This is a genomic window from Paenibacillus zeirhizosphaerae (assembly GCF_030705605.1).
In the GTDB taxonomy this organism is placed as follows: Bacteria; Bacillota; Bacilli; order Paenibacillales; family Paenibacillaceae; genus Paenibacillus; species Paenibacillus zeirhizosphaerae.
The window spans coordinates 1-15,420 of sequence record NZ_JAPCKK010000034.1 but is presented as its reverse complement, the minus strand read 5'-3'; the positions used below and the strand labels follow the sequence as shown (position 1 = coordinate 15,420).

Annotated in this window: 15 protein-coding genes; all 15 read left to right on the top strand. The window is 49.7% G+C overall.

Annotated elements, in window-relative coordinates; genetic code table 11:
• Positions 1 to 26 precede the first annotated feature (26 nt).
• The 15 genes from OIN60_RS21355 (at position 27) to OIN60_RS21285 (ending at position 15,103) form a co-directional block, all read left to right on the top strand.
• On the top strand, positions 27 to 881 hold the full coding sequence (locus OIN60_RS21355) for a basic amino acid ABC transporter substrate-binding protein (protein ID WP_370872583.1): 855 nt from the start codon (positions 27 to 29) through the stop codon (positions 879 to 881).
• 146 nt (positions 882 to 1,027) lie between these two features.
• The gene (locus OIN60_RS21350) at positions 1,028 to 1,678 is read left to right on the top strand and encodes an amino acid ABC transporter permease (protein ID WP_305756891.1); all 651 of its coding nucleotides are present in this window, start codon (positions 1,028 to 1,030) and stop codon (positions 1,676 to 1,678) included.
• A 1-nt stretch (position 1,679) separates the two neighbouring features.
• Positions 1,680 to 2,411 carry an amino acid ABC transporter ATP-binding protein gene (locus OIN60_RS21345; protein ID WP_305756890.1) on the top strand — a complete coding sequence of 244 codons (732 nt, stop codon included), beginning with the start codon at positions 1,680 to 1,682 and terminating at the stop codon, positions 2,409 to 2,411.
• 182 nt (positions 2,412 to 2,593) lie between these two features.
• The gene (locus OIN60_RS21340; RefSeq protein WP_305756889.1) at positions 2,594 to 3,397 is read left to right on the top strand and encodes an NAD-dependent epimerase/dehydratase family protein; all 804 of its coding nucleotides are present in this window, start codon (positions 2,594 to 2,596) and stop codon (positions 3,395 to 3,397) included.
• Between the two features lie 118 nt (positions 3,398 to 3,515).
• Positions 3,516 to 4,079 (top strand): DUF420 domain-containing protein, encoded by a 564-nt coding sequence (locus OIN60_RS21335; protein ID WP_305756888.1) that lies wholly within the window; start codon positions 3,516 to 3,518, stop codon positions 4,077 to 4,079.
• 342 nt (positions 4,080 to 4,421) lie between these two features.
• Complete coding sequence (locus tag OIN60_RS21330) at positions 4,422 to 5,702, top strand: ABC transporter substrate-binding protein (protein ID WP_305756887.1); 1,281 nt, start codon at positions 4,422 to 4,424, stop codon at positions 5,700 to 5,702.
• A gap of 36 nt (positions 5,703 to 5,738) precedes the next feature.
• The gene (locus OIN60_RS21325) at positions 5,739 to 6,629 is read left to right on the top strand and encodes a carbohydrate ABC transporter permease (protein ID WP_305756886.1); all 891 of its coding nucleotides are present in this window, start codon (positions 5,739 to 5,741) and stop codon (positions 6,627 to 6,629) included.
• 56 nt (positions 6,630 to 6,685) lie between these two features.
• Positions 6,686 to 7,522: a carbohydrate ABC transporter permease gene (locus OIN60_RS21320; RefSeq protein WP_370872590.1), complete on the top strand. Its 837-nt coding sequence runs from the start codon at positions 6,686 to 6,688 to the stop codon at positions 7,520 to 7,522.
• 45 nt (positions 7,523 to 7,567) lie between these two features.
• On the top strand, positions 7,568 to 9,127 hold the full coding sequence (locus OIN60_RS21315; protein WP_305756884.1) for a DUF4127 family protein: 1,560 nt from the start codon (positions 7,568 to 7,570) through the stop codon (positions 9,125 to 9,127).
• A gap of 49 nt (positions 9,128 to 9,176) precedes the next feature.
• Positions 9,177 to 9,881 (top strand): N-acetylmannosamine-6-phosphate 2-epimerase, encoded by a 705-nt coding sequence (locus tag OIN60_RS21310; RefSeq protein ID WP_305756883.1) that lies wholly within the window; start codon positions 9,177 to 9,179, stop codon positions 9,879 to 9,881.
• Positions 9,868 to 10,704, top strand: a complete 837-nt coding sequence (locus tag OIN60_RS21305) for a MurR/RpiR family transcriptional regulator (protein WP_305756882.1) — start codon at positions 9,868 to 9,870, stop codon at positions 10,702 to 10,704. Before OIN60_RS21310 ends, OIN60_RS21305 begins: the two co-directional genes overlap by 14 nt.
• Before the next feature lie 182 nt (positions 10,705 to 10,886).
• Complete coding sequence (gene tnpA / locus OIN60_RS21300) at positions 10,887 to 11,288, top strand: IS200/IS605 family transposase (protein ID WP_305756881.1); 402 nt, start codon at positions 10,887 to 10,889, stop codon at positions 11,286 to 11,288.
• A 4-nt stretch (positions 11,289 to 11,292) separates the two neighbouring features.
• Positions 11,293 to 12,396, top strand: coding sequence for an IS200/IS605 family element RNA-guided endonuclease TnpB (gene tnpB / locus OIN60_RS21295; protein ID WP_305756880.1), 1,104 nt, complete (start codon positions 11,293 to 11,295; stop codon positions 12,394 to 12,396).
• A 148-nt stretch (positions 12,397 to 12,544) separates the two neighbouring features.
• Positions 12,545 to 13,462, top strand: a complete 918-nt coding sequence (locus OIN60_RS21290) for an ROK family protein (RefSeq protein WP_305756879.1) — start codon at positions 12,545 to 12,547, stop codon at positions 13,460 to 13,462.
• 48 nt (positions 13,463 to 13,510) lie between these two features.
• Positions 13,511 to 15,103, top strand: a complete 1,593-nt coding sequence (locus OIN60_RS21285; RefSeq protein ID WP_305756878.1) for an FAD-dependent oxidoreductase — start codon at positions 13,511 to 13,513, stop codon at positions 15,101 to 15,103.
• Positions 15,104 to 15,420 lie beyond the last annotated feature (317 nt).

Sequence of the window (15,420 nt, the reverse complement as noted above, 5' to 3'; positions counted from 1 at the left end):
ATTTCAATTATCTAAAGTTAAACAAAATGGGGGTTATAACATTGAAAAAGGTCTATCTGTCAGCATTGCTGACGCTGATCATCGTTCTGCTTGCAGGCTGTGGGGCTCCGCCCGCTCAAGATCCTGCTCCGGAAGCATCCGGGGGAACTGAAGCACCTGCGGCAAGCGGTCCAGTGAAATTTGCAACAGACGCGTCCTACGCGCCTATGGAATTCATGGATTTGGACAAGGTGACTGGTTTTGACGTCGATTTTATTGACGCTGTGATGAAAGAAGCGGGAATCGAATATGAAGTCAACAATATCGGCTGGGACACCATGCTGGAGAGCGTAAAGCAGGGAACTGAATACCAGGCTGGTATTTCCTCGGTATCCATTACGGATGAGCGTAAGGAAACCTATGACTTCTCTCTGCCTTATTTTGAATCCACCAACATGATTATGGTGAAAGAAGGCAGTGACATCAAAAATGCGCTTGATCTGAAGGGCAAAACAGTAGCTGTCCAGAACGGTACAACCGCTGATATTCTGATGTCCGAAATCATGGGACAGAACAGCACGAGCCTGAAGAAATTTGATAGCAATGCACTGGCGCTGCAGGAAATGGTTAACGGTGGTGTGGATGCCGTGGTTGCCGATATCGCTATTGTCCGTGAATATATCAAAAACAACCCGGACAGCAAGCTGGTAGGTATAACGGATTCCGAAAATTTTGATTCCGAATACTACGGTATCGTGTATCCGAAAAACAGCGAGCTTAAAGCGAAGCTTGACCCTGCGATTCAAACGGTCGTTGACAACGGAACCTATGCAGAGATTTACAAGAAATGGTTTGGTGAAGAACCGGATCTTACAAATCTGAAAGCTGAGATGGCGAAGTAGTAATGCTCATGAATTAAACCGTCTTCGTATGGCGGGAGATTCCCGCACAGAAAGCATGCGCATGGAGAACCCGTCGCATGCTTTCTTTACATCAAGACGGGTACACAAGCTGGACATTTTTTTGGACAAGGGAAAGGAAGGCCATTATGGATTTCAGGTTCGATATCATTGCGTATTACTTACCCCTGCTGTTGAAAGGGACGCTGGTAACGATAGGTGTGTCCCTGGCCTCGATCCTGCTGGGGGCGATCCTCGGGCTCGGAATCGGGTTTGGCAGAATGTCCAGGCATGCCTGGATTCGGTTCCCGGCGGCGGGATATATCAACTTTTTTCGAGGCACCCCGCTGCTGGTGCAGATTCTCATGGTTCACTTCGGGTTAATTCCGCTCCTGATAGACCGGACTGATCCCATTATTGCCGCAATTCTGGCGCTTACATTGAACTCAGCGGCGTATACGGCGGAAATTTTCAGAGCAGGCATTCAGTCGATCGAAAGAGGACAGACCGAAGCGGCATTATCGCTTGGTATGACCCGCCATCAGGCGATGAGGCACATCGTGCTTCCTCAGGCGATCAAGCGCATGATCCCGGCATTTGGCAATGAATTCATTGTGCTTATTAAGGATTCATCTCTCGTAGCTTATATCGCAGCTCCTGAATTGATGTATTACAGCAATAACATGAGAGGTCAGTACCTGCGGGTATGGGAGCCTTATTTGACGGCCTCGTTGATCTATCTGATTTTGACGTATTCATTAAGCAAGCTGTTGCAGTATTGGGAAAGGAGAATGAAATAAGATGGAGCCGGTCATCCAGGTCAAGGGCTTGGGCAAAGCCTACGGCGCTCATGTTGTTCTGAAGGATATCAGCACAGAGATCAGCCGCAGCGAGGTGGTGGTCGTAATCGGCCCGTCCGGTTCCGGCAAGTCGACCTTTCTGCGCTGTTTGAACCTGCTGGAAGAGCCCAATAAGGGAGATATCCTGTTTGAAGGGAAATCCCTGATGGACAAAAGTACGAAAATCACGGAAATCCGTGCGGAAATGGGCATGGTATTTCAATCCTTTAATCTGTTCCCGCATATGAAGGTCATCGACAACATTATGATCGCTCCGATCCGGGTACGCGGCTGGGCGCCGGACAAGGCCCGTGCGAAAGGAATGGAGCTGCTTGCCAAGGTAGGTCTTGCGGAGAAAGCGGATGCTTATCCAGCTTCCCTGTCCGGCGGTCAGTCGCAGCGTGTGGCCATCGCCAGAGCTTTGGCTATGGAACCGAAGGTGATGCTGTTTGACGAGCCGACTTCGGCACTCGACCCTGAGATGGTAGGCGAAGTGCTGGGGGTCATGAAGGAGCTGGCTGCAGAGGGCATGACGATGGTCATCGTCACACATGAAATGGGATTTGCGCGTGAAGTGGGCGACAGAGTACTGTTTATGGAGGGCGGAGTTGTAGTAGAGGAAGGGGTGCCGAAGCAGTTGTTCGAACGGCCGTCCCATGAACGCACGAAGAGCTTCCTCTCCAAGGTTCTCTAAGTAATGAAACGATAAGGATGCAGCTTTAAAGCAATCATGCAGCCAAAGCATGAAGCCAGGCGCCCAGGAGGCGCCTTTTTGGCATTTCCCGCGTTTCGAGGCGGGGAGAAAAGGGGAAACTATTTCTAAGATTATATAATTTATTATACATATTCATTTTGAGCGCAGGAGGAAGGGCCTGTATGAGACGAAAAGTTCTGATCACGGGAGCGGCCGGCAAAGTCGGCGGTTGTCTCGTTGACGGCTTAAGGGTAAATGGACGTTATGACGTTATTGCCGCAGACCTGAGGGGGGATGCGGAGAGAGGCATCACAATGCTGGATGTAACGGATGCAGCCCGGCTAAAGGAGCTGACCCGCGGGGTGGATACCGTTGTACACTGCGCCTGGATGAAGGACGAAGAGGACTTTCTCGGTAAAGTGCTGCCTGTTAATGTAACAGGGGCGTACCACTTGTACGAAGCGGCCCGACTGAACGGGGTGCGACGAATTGTGTTCGCGAGCTCCAACCATGCGACAGGCTATTACAAGCTGGATGAGAAGGTTGAACCCACCGATCCTTACCGGCCGGACAGCTTTTACGGGCTAAGTAAGTGTTACATTGAGCTGCTTGGACGATTATATGCCGATACATATGGAGTATCCTCATTTAATGTCCGAATTGGCAATTTCGCGGGCGACAATCGCCCGCATTCTCAGAGGGCGGCACGTATTTGGATTTCCTGTCGTGATTTGGTGCGGCTGGTGGAGTGCTGTATCGAGGCGGATGATCATATGAAGTTTCTGCCCTTATACGGGACATCAGCGAATGAGGGGAATTACTACGATATCGGATATTTGAAGCCTCTGATTGGTTATGACCCCCGAGATAATGGGGGAGTATGGCTTCATGAGGCGGAGGCAAACGAGCATCTGCTTAAGCAGGACGAGAGCGAATATCAGGGCGGGAGCTCGTTGAACAAGCGCCAGCCAGCAGAACCGGGCTGAAATTGTTCACGGTGTTGTCACTTCACAGAAGAACAGTGTGTTCAATATAATTGTATTATCTATACAACAGGTGCAGTGAATGATCTGTCCAATATCATTGACGAAGGAGAAAGCCAATATGAGCAAAGCGACCAAGGACGAGCAGTATGTTCCAACCACCCGCCGCAATTTTGCCGGGCTGATTGTTACGGTTTCCATCGTGGCGAATATTATTATTCTGCTGCTGTTCTTTTCGCCGATCGGATATCAGGGGGAGGTTCATTTTGATTTGAGCCTGCTGCCGAGAATGAACGCTATTTTTAACAGCTTTACGTTTATATTTCTGCTGGGAGCCTTGTTTGCCATCATTAAAAAGAATGTAAAAGTGCATAAAGCGCTTGTTTTGGCGGCGTTTGCCTCCACTTTGCTGTTTCTGATTACTTATCTGACCTTTCACTACATTTCGCCGGAAACCGCGAAGTTTGGCGGAGAAGGGATCGTACGTCCAATCTACTTTTTCATCCTGATTACGCACAGCTTCCTGGCAGCCGTCATCGTGCCGCTTGCACTGTTCTCAGTGGTCTGGGGATGGACTATGCAGGTGGAGAAGCACCGCAAAATCGCACGCTGGACCATGCCGATCTGGCTGTACGTCAGCTTCACCGGGGTTCTGGTTTATCTCTTTATGGCACCTTATTATTAAGGTTGGGCGTACCCGGATTGTTCTTCCGATCGCTGTTGTCCCCGGATTTCCTGATTGAATTGGAAAGTGGAAGAAATCCGGGGACAAAGGCGAACGCTCCGCTTCTCCAGAACAATTCCGGACACTTAAGCCACAAAATCATTTATCATGTCAGTGCTCCTGGAGAGGGGCACTTTTTTTGTTGATAAAAGAAAAATTATTCCTCTAAAATTTATTTTTTAGGAATAATTATTCTTTTCGTTGGAACAGGATGTTATTATATGGGCATAAGAGGTTTTTTAGCCATTTAATGACCTATCTCGTTTTTTGCAATCCAAAACTCATGGTGAAGGGGGCTACGCTGTGGTAAAGAAACGCAAAGGTGTTCTACTGACGTTCTGCTGTGTTCTGCTGCTGTCTATCATGGCTGTCGGCTGCGGCGGTGGAGGGCAGTCCGGTTCGAACGAAGAAACGGGGAATGAAGAAATTACGCTGGAGCTCTGGACGATTGCGCTGCAACCGACCTTTAACGATTACTTCAACGCGTTGATTGCTGATTATGAGTCGAGTCATCCGAATGTCAGGATTGAATGGAAAGACTATCCTTATGATGCTATAACCGATAAGCTTTTGACTAGCATTGCCAGCGGCAGCAGCCCTGATGTCGTTAACCTCAATACGGAATTTGCCAGTCAAATGGGCTCCAAAGGAGCCGTTGTGGATATGAACGAATATTTGAACGATGAGCAGAAGGGCGCTTATTTTGACGGCATTTTTAATTCAACCGTCATTGATGGCAAAGCGTATGCCCTGCCTTGGTATACCGGAACCGAGGTGTTGTTTATCAATACGAAGCTTGCCAAGGAAGCCGGGCTGGACCCATCCAATCCTCCAACCACTCGCGAAGAACTGGCGGAGTGGGGACGTCAGGTGAAAGAAAAAACCGGCAAGGCCGGCTACGCCCAGCAGCTTGTATCCAAGCTATTCCCGATTGAGGGCATTCCGATTCTGACAGAGGATAAAACGGCAGCCGCCTTTAATACACCTGAAGCGGTGGCCATGATCAATAACATGAAGCAGCTTATGGATGAGGGAGTGATCCTCAAGGAGGATGCTGATTTTACCAAACAAATTCAGTATTACTCCGGTGAACAGACGGCGTTTCAATTAGGTGGGCCAACGTTCATCAATTTCATCAAAACATCCGCTCCGGATGTGTACAAAAACACCATTGCGGTGCCGCTCCCGACAGGGCAGGGCGATCTGCGGCTATCCAATTCGATGAATCTGGTTGTGCCGTCAAAATCGGAGCATCCGGAAGAGGCTGTACAGTTTGCGGCATTCGTAACCAATGCGGAGAACCAGACCGCCTTCTCCAAGGAAGCCAATACGCTTCCGTCGACCAAGGCTTCCACTCAGGACCCGTTCTTTAGCGCGACGGATGATTCGCTTGAAGCCCAGGCGAAGGTTGTATCGGCGCAGAGCCTGGATAAAGCGACGGATTACATGGTGGGTGTGCCCAATGCGAAGGATGTCAACTCGGCCATTGCGCGCGGATTGCAAAATATTTTGCTGAACGGGCAGGATGTACAGCAGACGCTGGATGCGGCCGAACAGGAAGTGAACGGGATTCTGCAGCAGTAATTCAATGAGCTACCGCAAAGCAGGGGGTGAACCATCATGCACAAATGGCTGCGTACCGAATCCTTTGCGGCCTGGGCGTTCATGGCGCCGGGGCTGCTCCTTCTAGCTGTGTTTGTATTTTGGCCGATCATCTATGGAATTCCGCTGTCGCTGACCAACTATTCGGTTATTTCGCGAACGGAATATGTCGGGCTGGAGAATTTCAGGCATGCTTTTGCAGACCGTAATTTCTTAATCTCGTTATGGAATTCGCTGGTGTATGTGCTGATCGTTCCGTTTATTCAAATATTCTCAATCCTGATGGCCGTGCTGGTGAACAGCAGCCGTATTCCTGGCATCAAGGTATTCAGGACGGCTTATTATATTCCTGTCGTAACGTCAATGGTAGCGGTAGCGCTGATCTGGAGCTGGCTGCTCGGCAATAACGGGGTCGTTAACTATGTGCTGATTCAGGCCGGAATTATCAGTAAGCAGGTATTTTGGTTGTCCAATAGTGCTACTGCGCTGTATGTCCTGATGTTCATCACGATGTGGAAAGGCCTCGGCTACTATATGATGCTCTATCTGGCGGGTTTGCAGAACATTCCCGCTGATTTATATGACGCGGCCAGGGTTGACGGGGCTGGGCGCTTCCGGCTGATCCGGACGATCACAATTCCGCTGCTCAGACCGTATATCCTGTTCTGCACGCTCATCTCTTTAATGGCTGCACTACGGGTATTCGATGAGGTGTATATCCTGACCAATGGCAACGGAGGGCCCGGAACCTCCACGTTAACATCCAGCCTGTATATTTTTCAAAAAGGAATGCAGCAGTTCGAATTCGGCTACGCCTCAGCGCTCGGTCTGATCGTCAGTGTCATTCTCGGGGCTCTGAGTGTCCTTGTGTTTCTGCTGAACCGGAAAGGTGGTGTCAATCCTTACTGATGGATACTACAAATTCGAAGCTTCGTACACAGGAGTCGTCTTATTCCGGGGCTGCGATGAAGAGGGGCCGAACACTGCGTAAAAGCTTTTACATGATACTTATGTATATCCTTCTTATCCTGCTTGCCTTGTTCATGACCGGACCGTTCTTATGGCTGCTGAGTGTATCGCTGATGCCGGGGCGCAACGTCTTTTCGACCCCGCCCGCCATTCTGCCTACCTTTATTGATTTCGGCAATTACGTACAGGTATGGAAATTTATGGATTTTCCGAACTATGTCTACAACACGGTCGTCATTACCGTGCTCGGCGTTGTTTTGAACATCATTTTGGCCTGCATGACAGGTTATCCGCTTGCGGTATTCCGCTTCCGCGGCAGGAATCTTGTTTTCGGTCTGCTGATTGCGACGATGATCATTCCGGCGTCAACGGCGATCATTGTCCATTATCTGACCATTCAGGCGCTTCATCTTGGCAATTCCTATTTGGGCGTGGTTCTCCCGTCCGCCGTGTCTGTCTTTAATATTTTCCTGATGCGGCAGACCTTCCTGAACATCCCTGTGGATATCAGAGATTCCGGGAAAATGGATGGAGCCTCCGAATTTCGCATCTGGTGGCAGTTGATTCTGCCGCTTGTCAAACCGGCTATCGCCGTCATTGCGCTACTGGAGGTGATGGGATACTGGAACAGCTTTATCTGGCCGATCGTGATTTTGGATGATCCCGAGCTGTACCCGCTTGCTGCCGCCCTGACCTATCTGAATGGACAATTTGCATATAATTTCGGCTGGATTGCCGCGGGTACGATGATTTCAGTGCTGCCGATTATTTTCGTATTCCTGTTTACCCAAAAATTTTATATGGAGGGCTTGGCAGGTGCCGTTAAGGGCTGACACTTTCAATGGTGCTATAACCTCTGAGAGGCGGGTGAACTAAGTATGGAGCAAGGGAAGCGAATTTTATTCATGCCGCTGGATGAGCGGCCTTGTAATTACGAATTTCCATACCTGTTGGCCAAGGGGACGGATTACACGCCCGAGCGACCGCCTCTGGATATAATGGGCCACAAGAAAACACCGGGCGATCCCGACCGCTTATGGGCCTGGCTGGAGCAGGCCGCCGCAGGCGCACATGGAGCTGTCCTAGCCCTTGATACGCTTCTATACGGAGGCATTGTTCCCTCCCGGCTGCACGGGATGAGCGAAGAGCTGCTGCTTGAACGTTTAATGAGGCTGCGCGATTTGAAGATTGATTATCCCGACCTTAAGATTTACGCCTTCCAGCTCATTATGCGCTGTCCGCAGTATTCATCGGCCGATGAAGAGCCGGATTATTACGAACACTGGGGGCGGGAGATTTTTCGAAAAGGATTCATTAGTCACCGCAGGGATCTCCAGCTTGCAACAGAGGAGGAGCTAGCGGAACTTGAAGATATCGAACTTCGCCTTCCGCCAGAGGTGCTTGATGATTATTTGCGGCGGCGAGCGGTCAACGCAGCTATGAACAAGGCGGCTCTGGAGCTTGTAGCCGAGGGGATTATCGATTTTCTGATTATACCGCAGGATGATTCCGCTCCTTTTGGATATACCGCCAGAGACCAGGAGGTGGTCAGGTGGCGGATTTCCGAGCTGGAGTTGGAGCTCAGCGTGTACATGTATCCCGGTGCGGATGAGGTAGGCTGTACGTTGTTTGCCAGAATGGTTAATACGGATACCGGACGGGTACCACTCGTGTATCCAAGGCTTTCATCCCTGCAGGGGGCCTTTATGATCCCGTTGTACGAGGATCGTTATCTCTATGAGACTTTGAAATATCAGGTGCTGGCCGCGGGTGGCCTGCTTGTGCCCTCTGCCGCGGAGGCGGATATGGTACTGCTTATAAATGCGCCGGGGGACAGCATGGCGGAGGCGGTTGTGCAGGGGCGGTCTATGGCCGGATACGATGTTTACAGAAATATTACCGAGCTTGCGGAATTCGGTGCATATATGCTTTTCAATGAGGGCAAGCCGGTAGCTGTAGCGGATGTGGGGTACGCCAATGGTGGAGATTTGAAGCTGATCAGATTGCTGCGCCAGAAGAACATGCTGTTCTCCCTGGCAGGTTATGCCGGCTGGAACACGAGCTCCAATACACTGGGTACCGTCATTGCACAGTCCATGCTGTTTCTTCATTATGGGCAAACTCCCGGGCATCTGAACTTCCTGGCGCTGCGTTATACGGAGGATGTCTGTTACTGCTCACTCGTTCGCACAGAGATGAACAATGGAGTGGTTGATTCGATGGGGCTGAGTAAATTCTGGCTGGATGGGGAGCGGGGGCAAGCCGCGGCCTTGATCAGATCCAAGTTGAATCAGGCACTTCAGGAGCGGATCAACGGTGAGGGCGGCAGCGTCGAAATTGTGGATTGCTACATGCCGTGGAATCGCACTTTTGAAGTGGGACTGACGGTCAGCTATCATCCTGTCCTGGCAGAACATGCCGCAGAGCAGACGGTTTAAATTCCTGCCTTAGACTTGAAGCTTGAAACAAAGGAAAGAGGGTGAACGAGTGACCCCTGTTATAGAAAAGTTACAAGCCGGCCTGATCGTATCCTGCCAGGCGCTTCCGGGTGAGCCGCTTCACGGCGCGGAGGTGATGGCGAAAATGGCGCTTGCCGCCCAGGAAGGCGGAGCGGTAGCGATCAGGGCTAACGGGGCGGCTGATGTCCGCGCCATCAAAAAGGCTGTAGCCTTGCCGGTGATTGGCCTCGTCAAACGGCAATATGAGGATTCCGAGGTGTATATAACTCCTACCCTAAGGGAGATGGAGGAACTGGAGGAGGCGGGGGCGGATATGATCGCGATTGATGCGACCCATCGGCCGCGCCCTGGGGGAGGCAGTCTGGAGGAATTGATATGTTTTGCAAAGAGCCGCAGCCTGCTCTGTATGGCGGATATCTCGACATTGGAAGAAGCGCGTTATGCAGCCTCTCTTGGTGTGCATTGCATTTCCACCACTTTATCCGGGTATACGTCTTACTCACCGGCAATGGAAGGGCCCCATCTCGAATTGATCCAGGAGATCGTCGGGCATGTAAAGGTACCCGTTATAGCGGAAGGGCGAATTCAAGAGCCGTCACAGGTTGAGGAGGCTTTTAGAAGAGGGGCTTATGCCGTCGTTGTCGGATCGGCGATTACACGGCCCCAGTTAATTACACAACGTTTTGCAGAGGCCGCAAGGAGGGCTGTGATTTCGAATCATGGACATGAATGACAGAATTCATACGTATTTTCCTTCATTAACAAAATCGGAAGTAAAGGTTGCTTCCCGTGTTCTCGAGCATCCGGATGATCTGATTTATCTGTCAGTTACGGAGCTCGCAGAATTTGCGGGCACTGGGGAAACCACGGTGATGCGGTTTTGCCGCAAAATCGGCTTTAAAGGCTACCAGGATTTTAAGCTGGCGCTCGCCCAGGACCAGACACACCGCAGGCGGGATGAAGGACGGGATTTGGATTCCGGCGGCGATGAGGATATGGCTCGATCCGTATATCACACAATGGTAAACATTTTGAATTCAAGCCTCGGTCTGCTTGACCGCGAGCAATTGGCCAAGGCTGTAGAGTGTCTGGACCAGGCGCGTTATATTCAATTTTTCGGCGTTGGTTCTTCAGGTATTACGGCGCTGGATGCCAAAAACCGTCTTTTGAGGATAGGACGGCGGGCGGAGGCTGTGGCTGACAGTCATGTTCAAGCCATGATGGCGGTCACCATGGGCGAGGGCGACGTTGCCTTTGGCATCAGTGTGTCAGGCAGCACGCTGGACACGAACGATATGCTTCATAAGGCCAAGCACAACGGAGCGACGGTGATTGCTATTACGAATTATGCCAAATCCCCGATTACCTCGATTGCCGACATCGTTCTGCTGACCGCCGGGAAAGAAGCTCCTTTGGAGGGAGGATCACTTGGAGCCAAAATTTCGCAGCTTTTTATTATCGACCTGATTTGCGAGGGGCTGGCCCGGGAGCATGCTGAAAAAACGAAAATCATGAAAGAGAAGACCGCACGCGCTGTCATCGAACGAAGTTATTGATACCGAGTTTTCGCAAACTCGCGACTTTAGTCATGAGTAAGAAAACTTCGGTTCAGGTATGTCACTTGACATGCCAATGAACCGACATATGGTGTACATTAATTTAAATATATCCTACATTTCATCAATATTATTTCTGTGTTTTTCTATAACGTATGGTAAAATGATTTTGGTGATGAACTATGACGGAAATCAGGCGTGGAAGAGGCTATGTTTACGCTCTCGAATACCATATCGTATGGTGTGTGAAATATCGGCACCAAGTCCTCTCGGATGAAGTGGACGCTAGACTCAAGGAAATTCTCCTGCAAGTCGCGTCCGATTACAGCTTTACCCTCTCTGAAATGGAGACAGATCAAGACCATATCCATGTTCTGCTCGAATGCACGCCACAGCATTCCATACCTAACATGGTCAAAGTGTTAAAAGGGATTTCTGCGAGGCTTCTGTTTAAGGATTTTCCACAGCTCAAAAACAAGCTGGGAGGAGATCACTTGTGGAACCCCTCTTACTTTGTAGCCACCGTCAGCGAGCATACCGAAGAACAAATCCGAAAGTATATTCAAGATCAGAAGGTGAAGTGAGACGATGCTTGTCCATAAAGCCTATAGGTTTCGTATCTACCCCAACCAGGATCAGATCGTTCTCATCAACAAGACGCTGGGTTGTTCCCGATTTGTATTTAATCATTTTCTGGCCTTATGGAATGAAGTCTACCACAGCACAGGAAAAGGATTATCGTACAACAAATGCTCTGCTAAATTAACAACATTGAAGCAAGAACTCGTATGGCTCAAAGAACCGGATAAATTTTCTTTGCAAAATGCTTTGCAACATCTGGCCGATTCCTTTGCGAAATTTTTTAGAAAACAAAATGATGCACCGAGATTTAAGAGCAAAAAGAATCCGGTGCAGTCGTATCAAACCAACTATACTAACGGTAATATTTCAATCGTAGGTAATAAAGTGAAGCTTCCTAAACTAGGGCTTATGAAATTTGCGAAGTCCAGAGAAGTGGAAGGTCGCATCATAAATGCAACGATCCGGTGCAATCCTTCGGGCAAATACTTTGTTTCGCTGTTAGTGGAAACCGATATAGAGCCCCTATGCAAAACAAACCGGGAAGTCGGGATTGACGTGGGGCTTAAAGATTTCGCAGTTCTCTCCAGCGGTGAAGTGTTTGAGAATCCGAAATTTCTGCGGAAGATAGAGCAAAAGCTCATTCGGGAACAACGCATTCTTTCCAGACGAGTTGGAGGTTCCTCCAACTGGAACAAACAACGGGTGAAGGTGGCCCGCATCCATGAACGCATTGCCAACGCCCGAACGGACTACCTGCAAAAAATTTCAACGCATATTGTCAAAAACCACGACCTGATTGCGGTGGAAGATTTGCAGGTATCTAATCTGATGAAGAATCACAAACTGGCTAAAGCTATTGGCGAAGTATCCTGGCATCGATTTAGAAAGATGCTTGAATATAAGGCTAAATGGTACGGACGCGGGTTTGTGGCTGTAGGTAAAACCTTCGCCTCGTCTCAAATCTGTTCGTGTTGCGGCTACCAAAATAAAGAAGTCAAAGACCTTCGTCTTCGGGCGTGGGAATGTCCAGCATGCCACAGCCACCATGACCGGGACGTCAATGCAAGCAAAAACATCCTTGCCGAAGGCAAAAGACTTCTGACTGAATAGTTGTAGGAACCGCAGGGACTGCGGGGATAGCCTGACGGCATATCATATGCTAATTCTGTTCAGTAGAACGGACTACCCAGGAATCTCGTGGCTTTAGCCATGAGAGGTTTCAACGTAAGCATTCCATAAGCTGCATGGGAGTGATAGCATGGCAGACAAAGCGATCGGCATTGATATTGGAGGAACATCGGTAAAAGGAGCAGTCATTGGCCGAGATGGAACGGTATATGAGGAATTCTCGGTTGCGACGAATGCTGCACGGGGGCGGGACGCATTGTTGCTCTGCATCGAAGAAGGGATTCGTCCGCTGCTGCATGCCTGGCCGGAGGTGCGATCACTGGGCATTGCATCGGCTGGCAGAGTTAATGCGGACACGGGAGAGGTGGTTTATGCCACGGATAATTTGCCTCGGTGGCAGGGAGTTCGCCTGTTCGAGTGGGCCTGGGATAGTTTTGGGCTGAAGGCTGCCGCCGATAACGATGCCAATGCGGCTCTGGTGGGGGAGGCATGGCTTGGTGCTGCAACTCCTCAAGAACAGCTGGTGCTGCTGACGCTTGGAACAGGTGTGGGTGGAGCTTATATCCATAAGGGGGAGCTATGCAGAGGGAAGCGCTGGAGCGGAGGGGAATGGGGACACAGCATTCTTGTACCGGGAGGCATGGCCTGCAACTGTGGTAAACGCGGCTGTGTCGAGCAGTATGTGTCCGGGACGGCCCTGAATCGTCGCGCCCTTGCAGTGGCTGGGGGACGATATGCGTCCAGTCATGTTTTGCTGGAGGCTGCCCATCTGGGAGACGCCTTGGCGCTGAAGGAGGTCAGAGCATTTTTGCAGGACCTCGCTGTTGTAATCGTTAACATTTACTGTACCCTTGACCCGGATGCGGTCATTCTTGGGGGAGGAATTGCGGATTCGTCTGCTGTATGGTGGGAATGGCTTGAGGAGGAGCTTGAGGGTTATGAACCCGGGATGAAGGTCCGACAAGCCTCTTTGGGCAATAGAGCAGGCTTCTTAGGAGCTGCCAAACTGGCGTTTGATCAAGAAGACCATGATTTAGACACTGAATAATTAATTCATTTAACAGTTCATCAGCTAAAAAGGAACGGAGGAAGACCCATGGAGCAGCAGCGGTCCTATAGAGCGGATTTCATTATTATTGGAGGTAGTCTCGGCGGAACCGCAGCCGCTCTGGCAGCAGTCAGGGCGGGTATGAAGGTGGTTATGACGGAGGAAACGGACTGGATCGGCGGACAGCTTACATCCCAGGCGGTTCCCCCGGATGAGCATCGGTGGATCGAAAGCTTTGGATGCACTGCGTCTTATCGGGAGTTTAGAAACCGTGTCCGTGAATACTACCGTGTCAATTATCCTTTGACGGAAGAAGCACGCCAAAATCCGATGCTCAATCCTGGTAACGGCTGGGTCAGCCGTCTGTGCCATGAGCCGAAAGTGGCCTTGCGTGTGCTTGAAGACATGCTGTTTCCCTATATCCAGTCGGGGAGATTAGAGATTCTTTATCACACCAAGGTAAATAAAGCCGAGACCAGTGAAGATATCATAACTTCCGTTATAGTCCGCAACCAGAATGGTCAGGACATTCTTCTACAAGGGGCCTATTACCTGGATGCTACGGATTGCGGGGATCTTCTCCCGTTGGCCGGAGCGGAATTTGGAATGGGAGCCGAGTCAAGGACAATTACAGGAGAGCCTCACGCGCTGGATAGAGCCGATCCACTGGATATGCAGTCCATTACTTATGTTGGAGCTGTTCAGTATGTGGAAGGCGGAGATTTTGTGATAGACCGGCCGGAGGACTATTTCTTCTGGCAAAAATACAAACCTGACTTTTCACGGTTTCCTATATTGAGCTGGTATGCTTCTGATGCGAATGATATGACCCAAATGAAGGAATTCACCATGTTTCCGAATGATTTCGGCATTATGTCCTTATGGGATTATCGTAGAATTGTAGACACTTCTCTGTTCAGCAGATCGTTGTATGGGGGAGAGATCACATTATTAAACTGGCCGCAAAATGATTATTATCTCGGTCCCATTATAGGAGTATCACCTGAGGAGAGAAGCAGACATTTGCGTTTTGCTCGTTCCCTTACACTATCGCTGATTTATTGGCTTCAGACAGAAGCCCCTCGTATAGACGGAGGAAAAGGCTACCCTGGGATTGGGCTTTGCGGGGGAACGCTTGGTACGAAGGATGGTCTGGCCAAAATGCCATACATCCGCGAGTCGCGTCGCATTAAAGCGCTGTATACTATCACGGAACATGATGTAAGCAAGGAACTGCGCGGTCCTGCTGGCATTAAAAGATATAAGGACAGTGTGGGAGTGGGCAGTTATCATTTGGATCTTCATCCGACGACTGTGTCACAGCGCTCCTTCTATATCCCGAGTTATCCTTATGAAATTCCGCTCGGTTCCCTAATTCCGGTCAGAATCAAAAACCTGCTGCCTGCCTGCAAAAATATCGGCATGACCCAAATCGCCAACGGCTGTTACAGGCTTCATCCAACGGAGTGGAATATTGGCGAGTCTGCAGCTCTGCTGGCTGTATATGCTGTAAGCAGCAACCTGCGCCCTTATGAGATCAGAGAGTCTGCGGAACATCTGAATTGTTATCAAGAGTTACTTCAAAACCACGGAGTAGAGCTTCACTGGCCTGACAATCTTGATGTTCACACTTTGAAATAAAAATAATTGTTTAAAGGGGCTTGAAAAAGGTAAACTTATTATGATATATTATTACGGCTGACATTAAATCAGCGGCCGGCGGTAACAAGTTGCAGAATAAACGATTTGAAATAAATCAAAAAAAGTTCTTGCAATTCACTGGCCGACATGATATGATCTTATAGCTGTCACAAAACGACAGAATGAAGAATTTGATCTTTGAAAACTGAACAACGAGTGAGTAGATTTCACGAAGTGAAATCGCCCCGTGAAGGTTTTTGGTACATGTCTATGACAGTATGAAAACCGGAACGGATCATTGAGATATTTTATCTCGT

Excerpts from the sequence above, each read along its gene's own strand:
- OIN60_RS21345 (WP_305756890.1), top strand. The coding sequence starts at position 1,680 with ATGGAGCCGGTCATCCAGGTCAAGGGCTTGGGCAAAGCCTACGGCGCT.
- OIN60_RS21355 (WP_370872583.1), top strand. The coding sequence starts at position 27 with ATGGGGGTTATAACATTGAAAAAGGTCTATCTGTCAGCATTGCTGACG.
- tnpB (WP_305756880.1), top strand. The coding sequence starts at position 11,293 with ATGCTTGTCCATAAAGCCTATAGGTTTCGTATCTACCCCAACCAGGAT.
- OIN60_RS21290 (WP_305756879.1), top strand. The coding sequence starts at position 12,545 with ATGGCAGACAAAGCGATCGGCATTGATATTGGAGGAACATCGGTAAAA.
- OIN60_RS21325 (WP_305756886.1), top strand. The coding sequence starts at position 5,739 with ATGCACAAATGGCTGCGTACCGAATCCTTTGCGGCCTGGGCGTTCATG.
- OIN60_RS21315 (WP_305756884.1), top strand. The coding sequence starts at position 7,568 with ATGGAGCAAGGGAAGCGAATTTTATTCATGCCGCTGGATGAGCGGCCT.
- OIN60_RS21285 (WP_305756878.1), top strand. The coding sequence starts at position 13,511 with ATGGAGCAGCAGCGGTCCTATAGAGCGGATTTCATTATTATTGGAGGT.
- OIN60_RS21305 (WP_305756882.1), top strand. The coding sequence starts at position 9,868 with ATGGACATGAATGACAGAATTCATACGTATTTTCCTTCATTAACAAAA.
- OIN60_RS21340 (WP_305756889.1), top strand. The coding sequence starts at position 2,594 with ATGAGACGAAAAGTTCTGATCACGGGAGCGGCCGGCAAAGTCGGCGGT.
- OIN60_RS21320 (WP_370872590.1), top strand. The coding sequence starts at position 6,686 with ATGAAGAGGGGCCGAACACTGCGTAAAAGCTTTTACATGATACTTATG.
- tnpA (WP_305756881.1), top strand. The coding sequence starts at position 10,887 with ATGACGGAAATCAGGCGTGGAAGAGGCTATGTTTACGCTCTCGAATAC.
- OIN60_RS21350 (WP_305756891.1), top strand. The coding sequence starts at position 1,028 with ATGGATTTCAGGTTCGATATCATTGCGTATTACTTACCCCTGCTGTTG.
- OIN60_RS21335 (WP_305756888.1), top strand. The coding sequence starts at position 3,516 with ATGAGCAAAGCGACCAAGGACGAGCAGTATGTTCCAACCACCCGCCGC.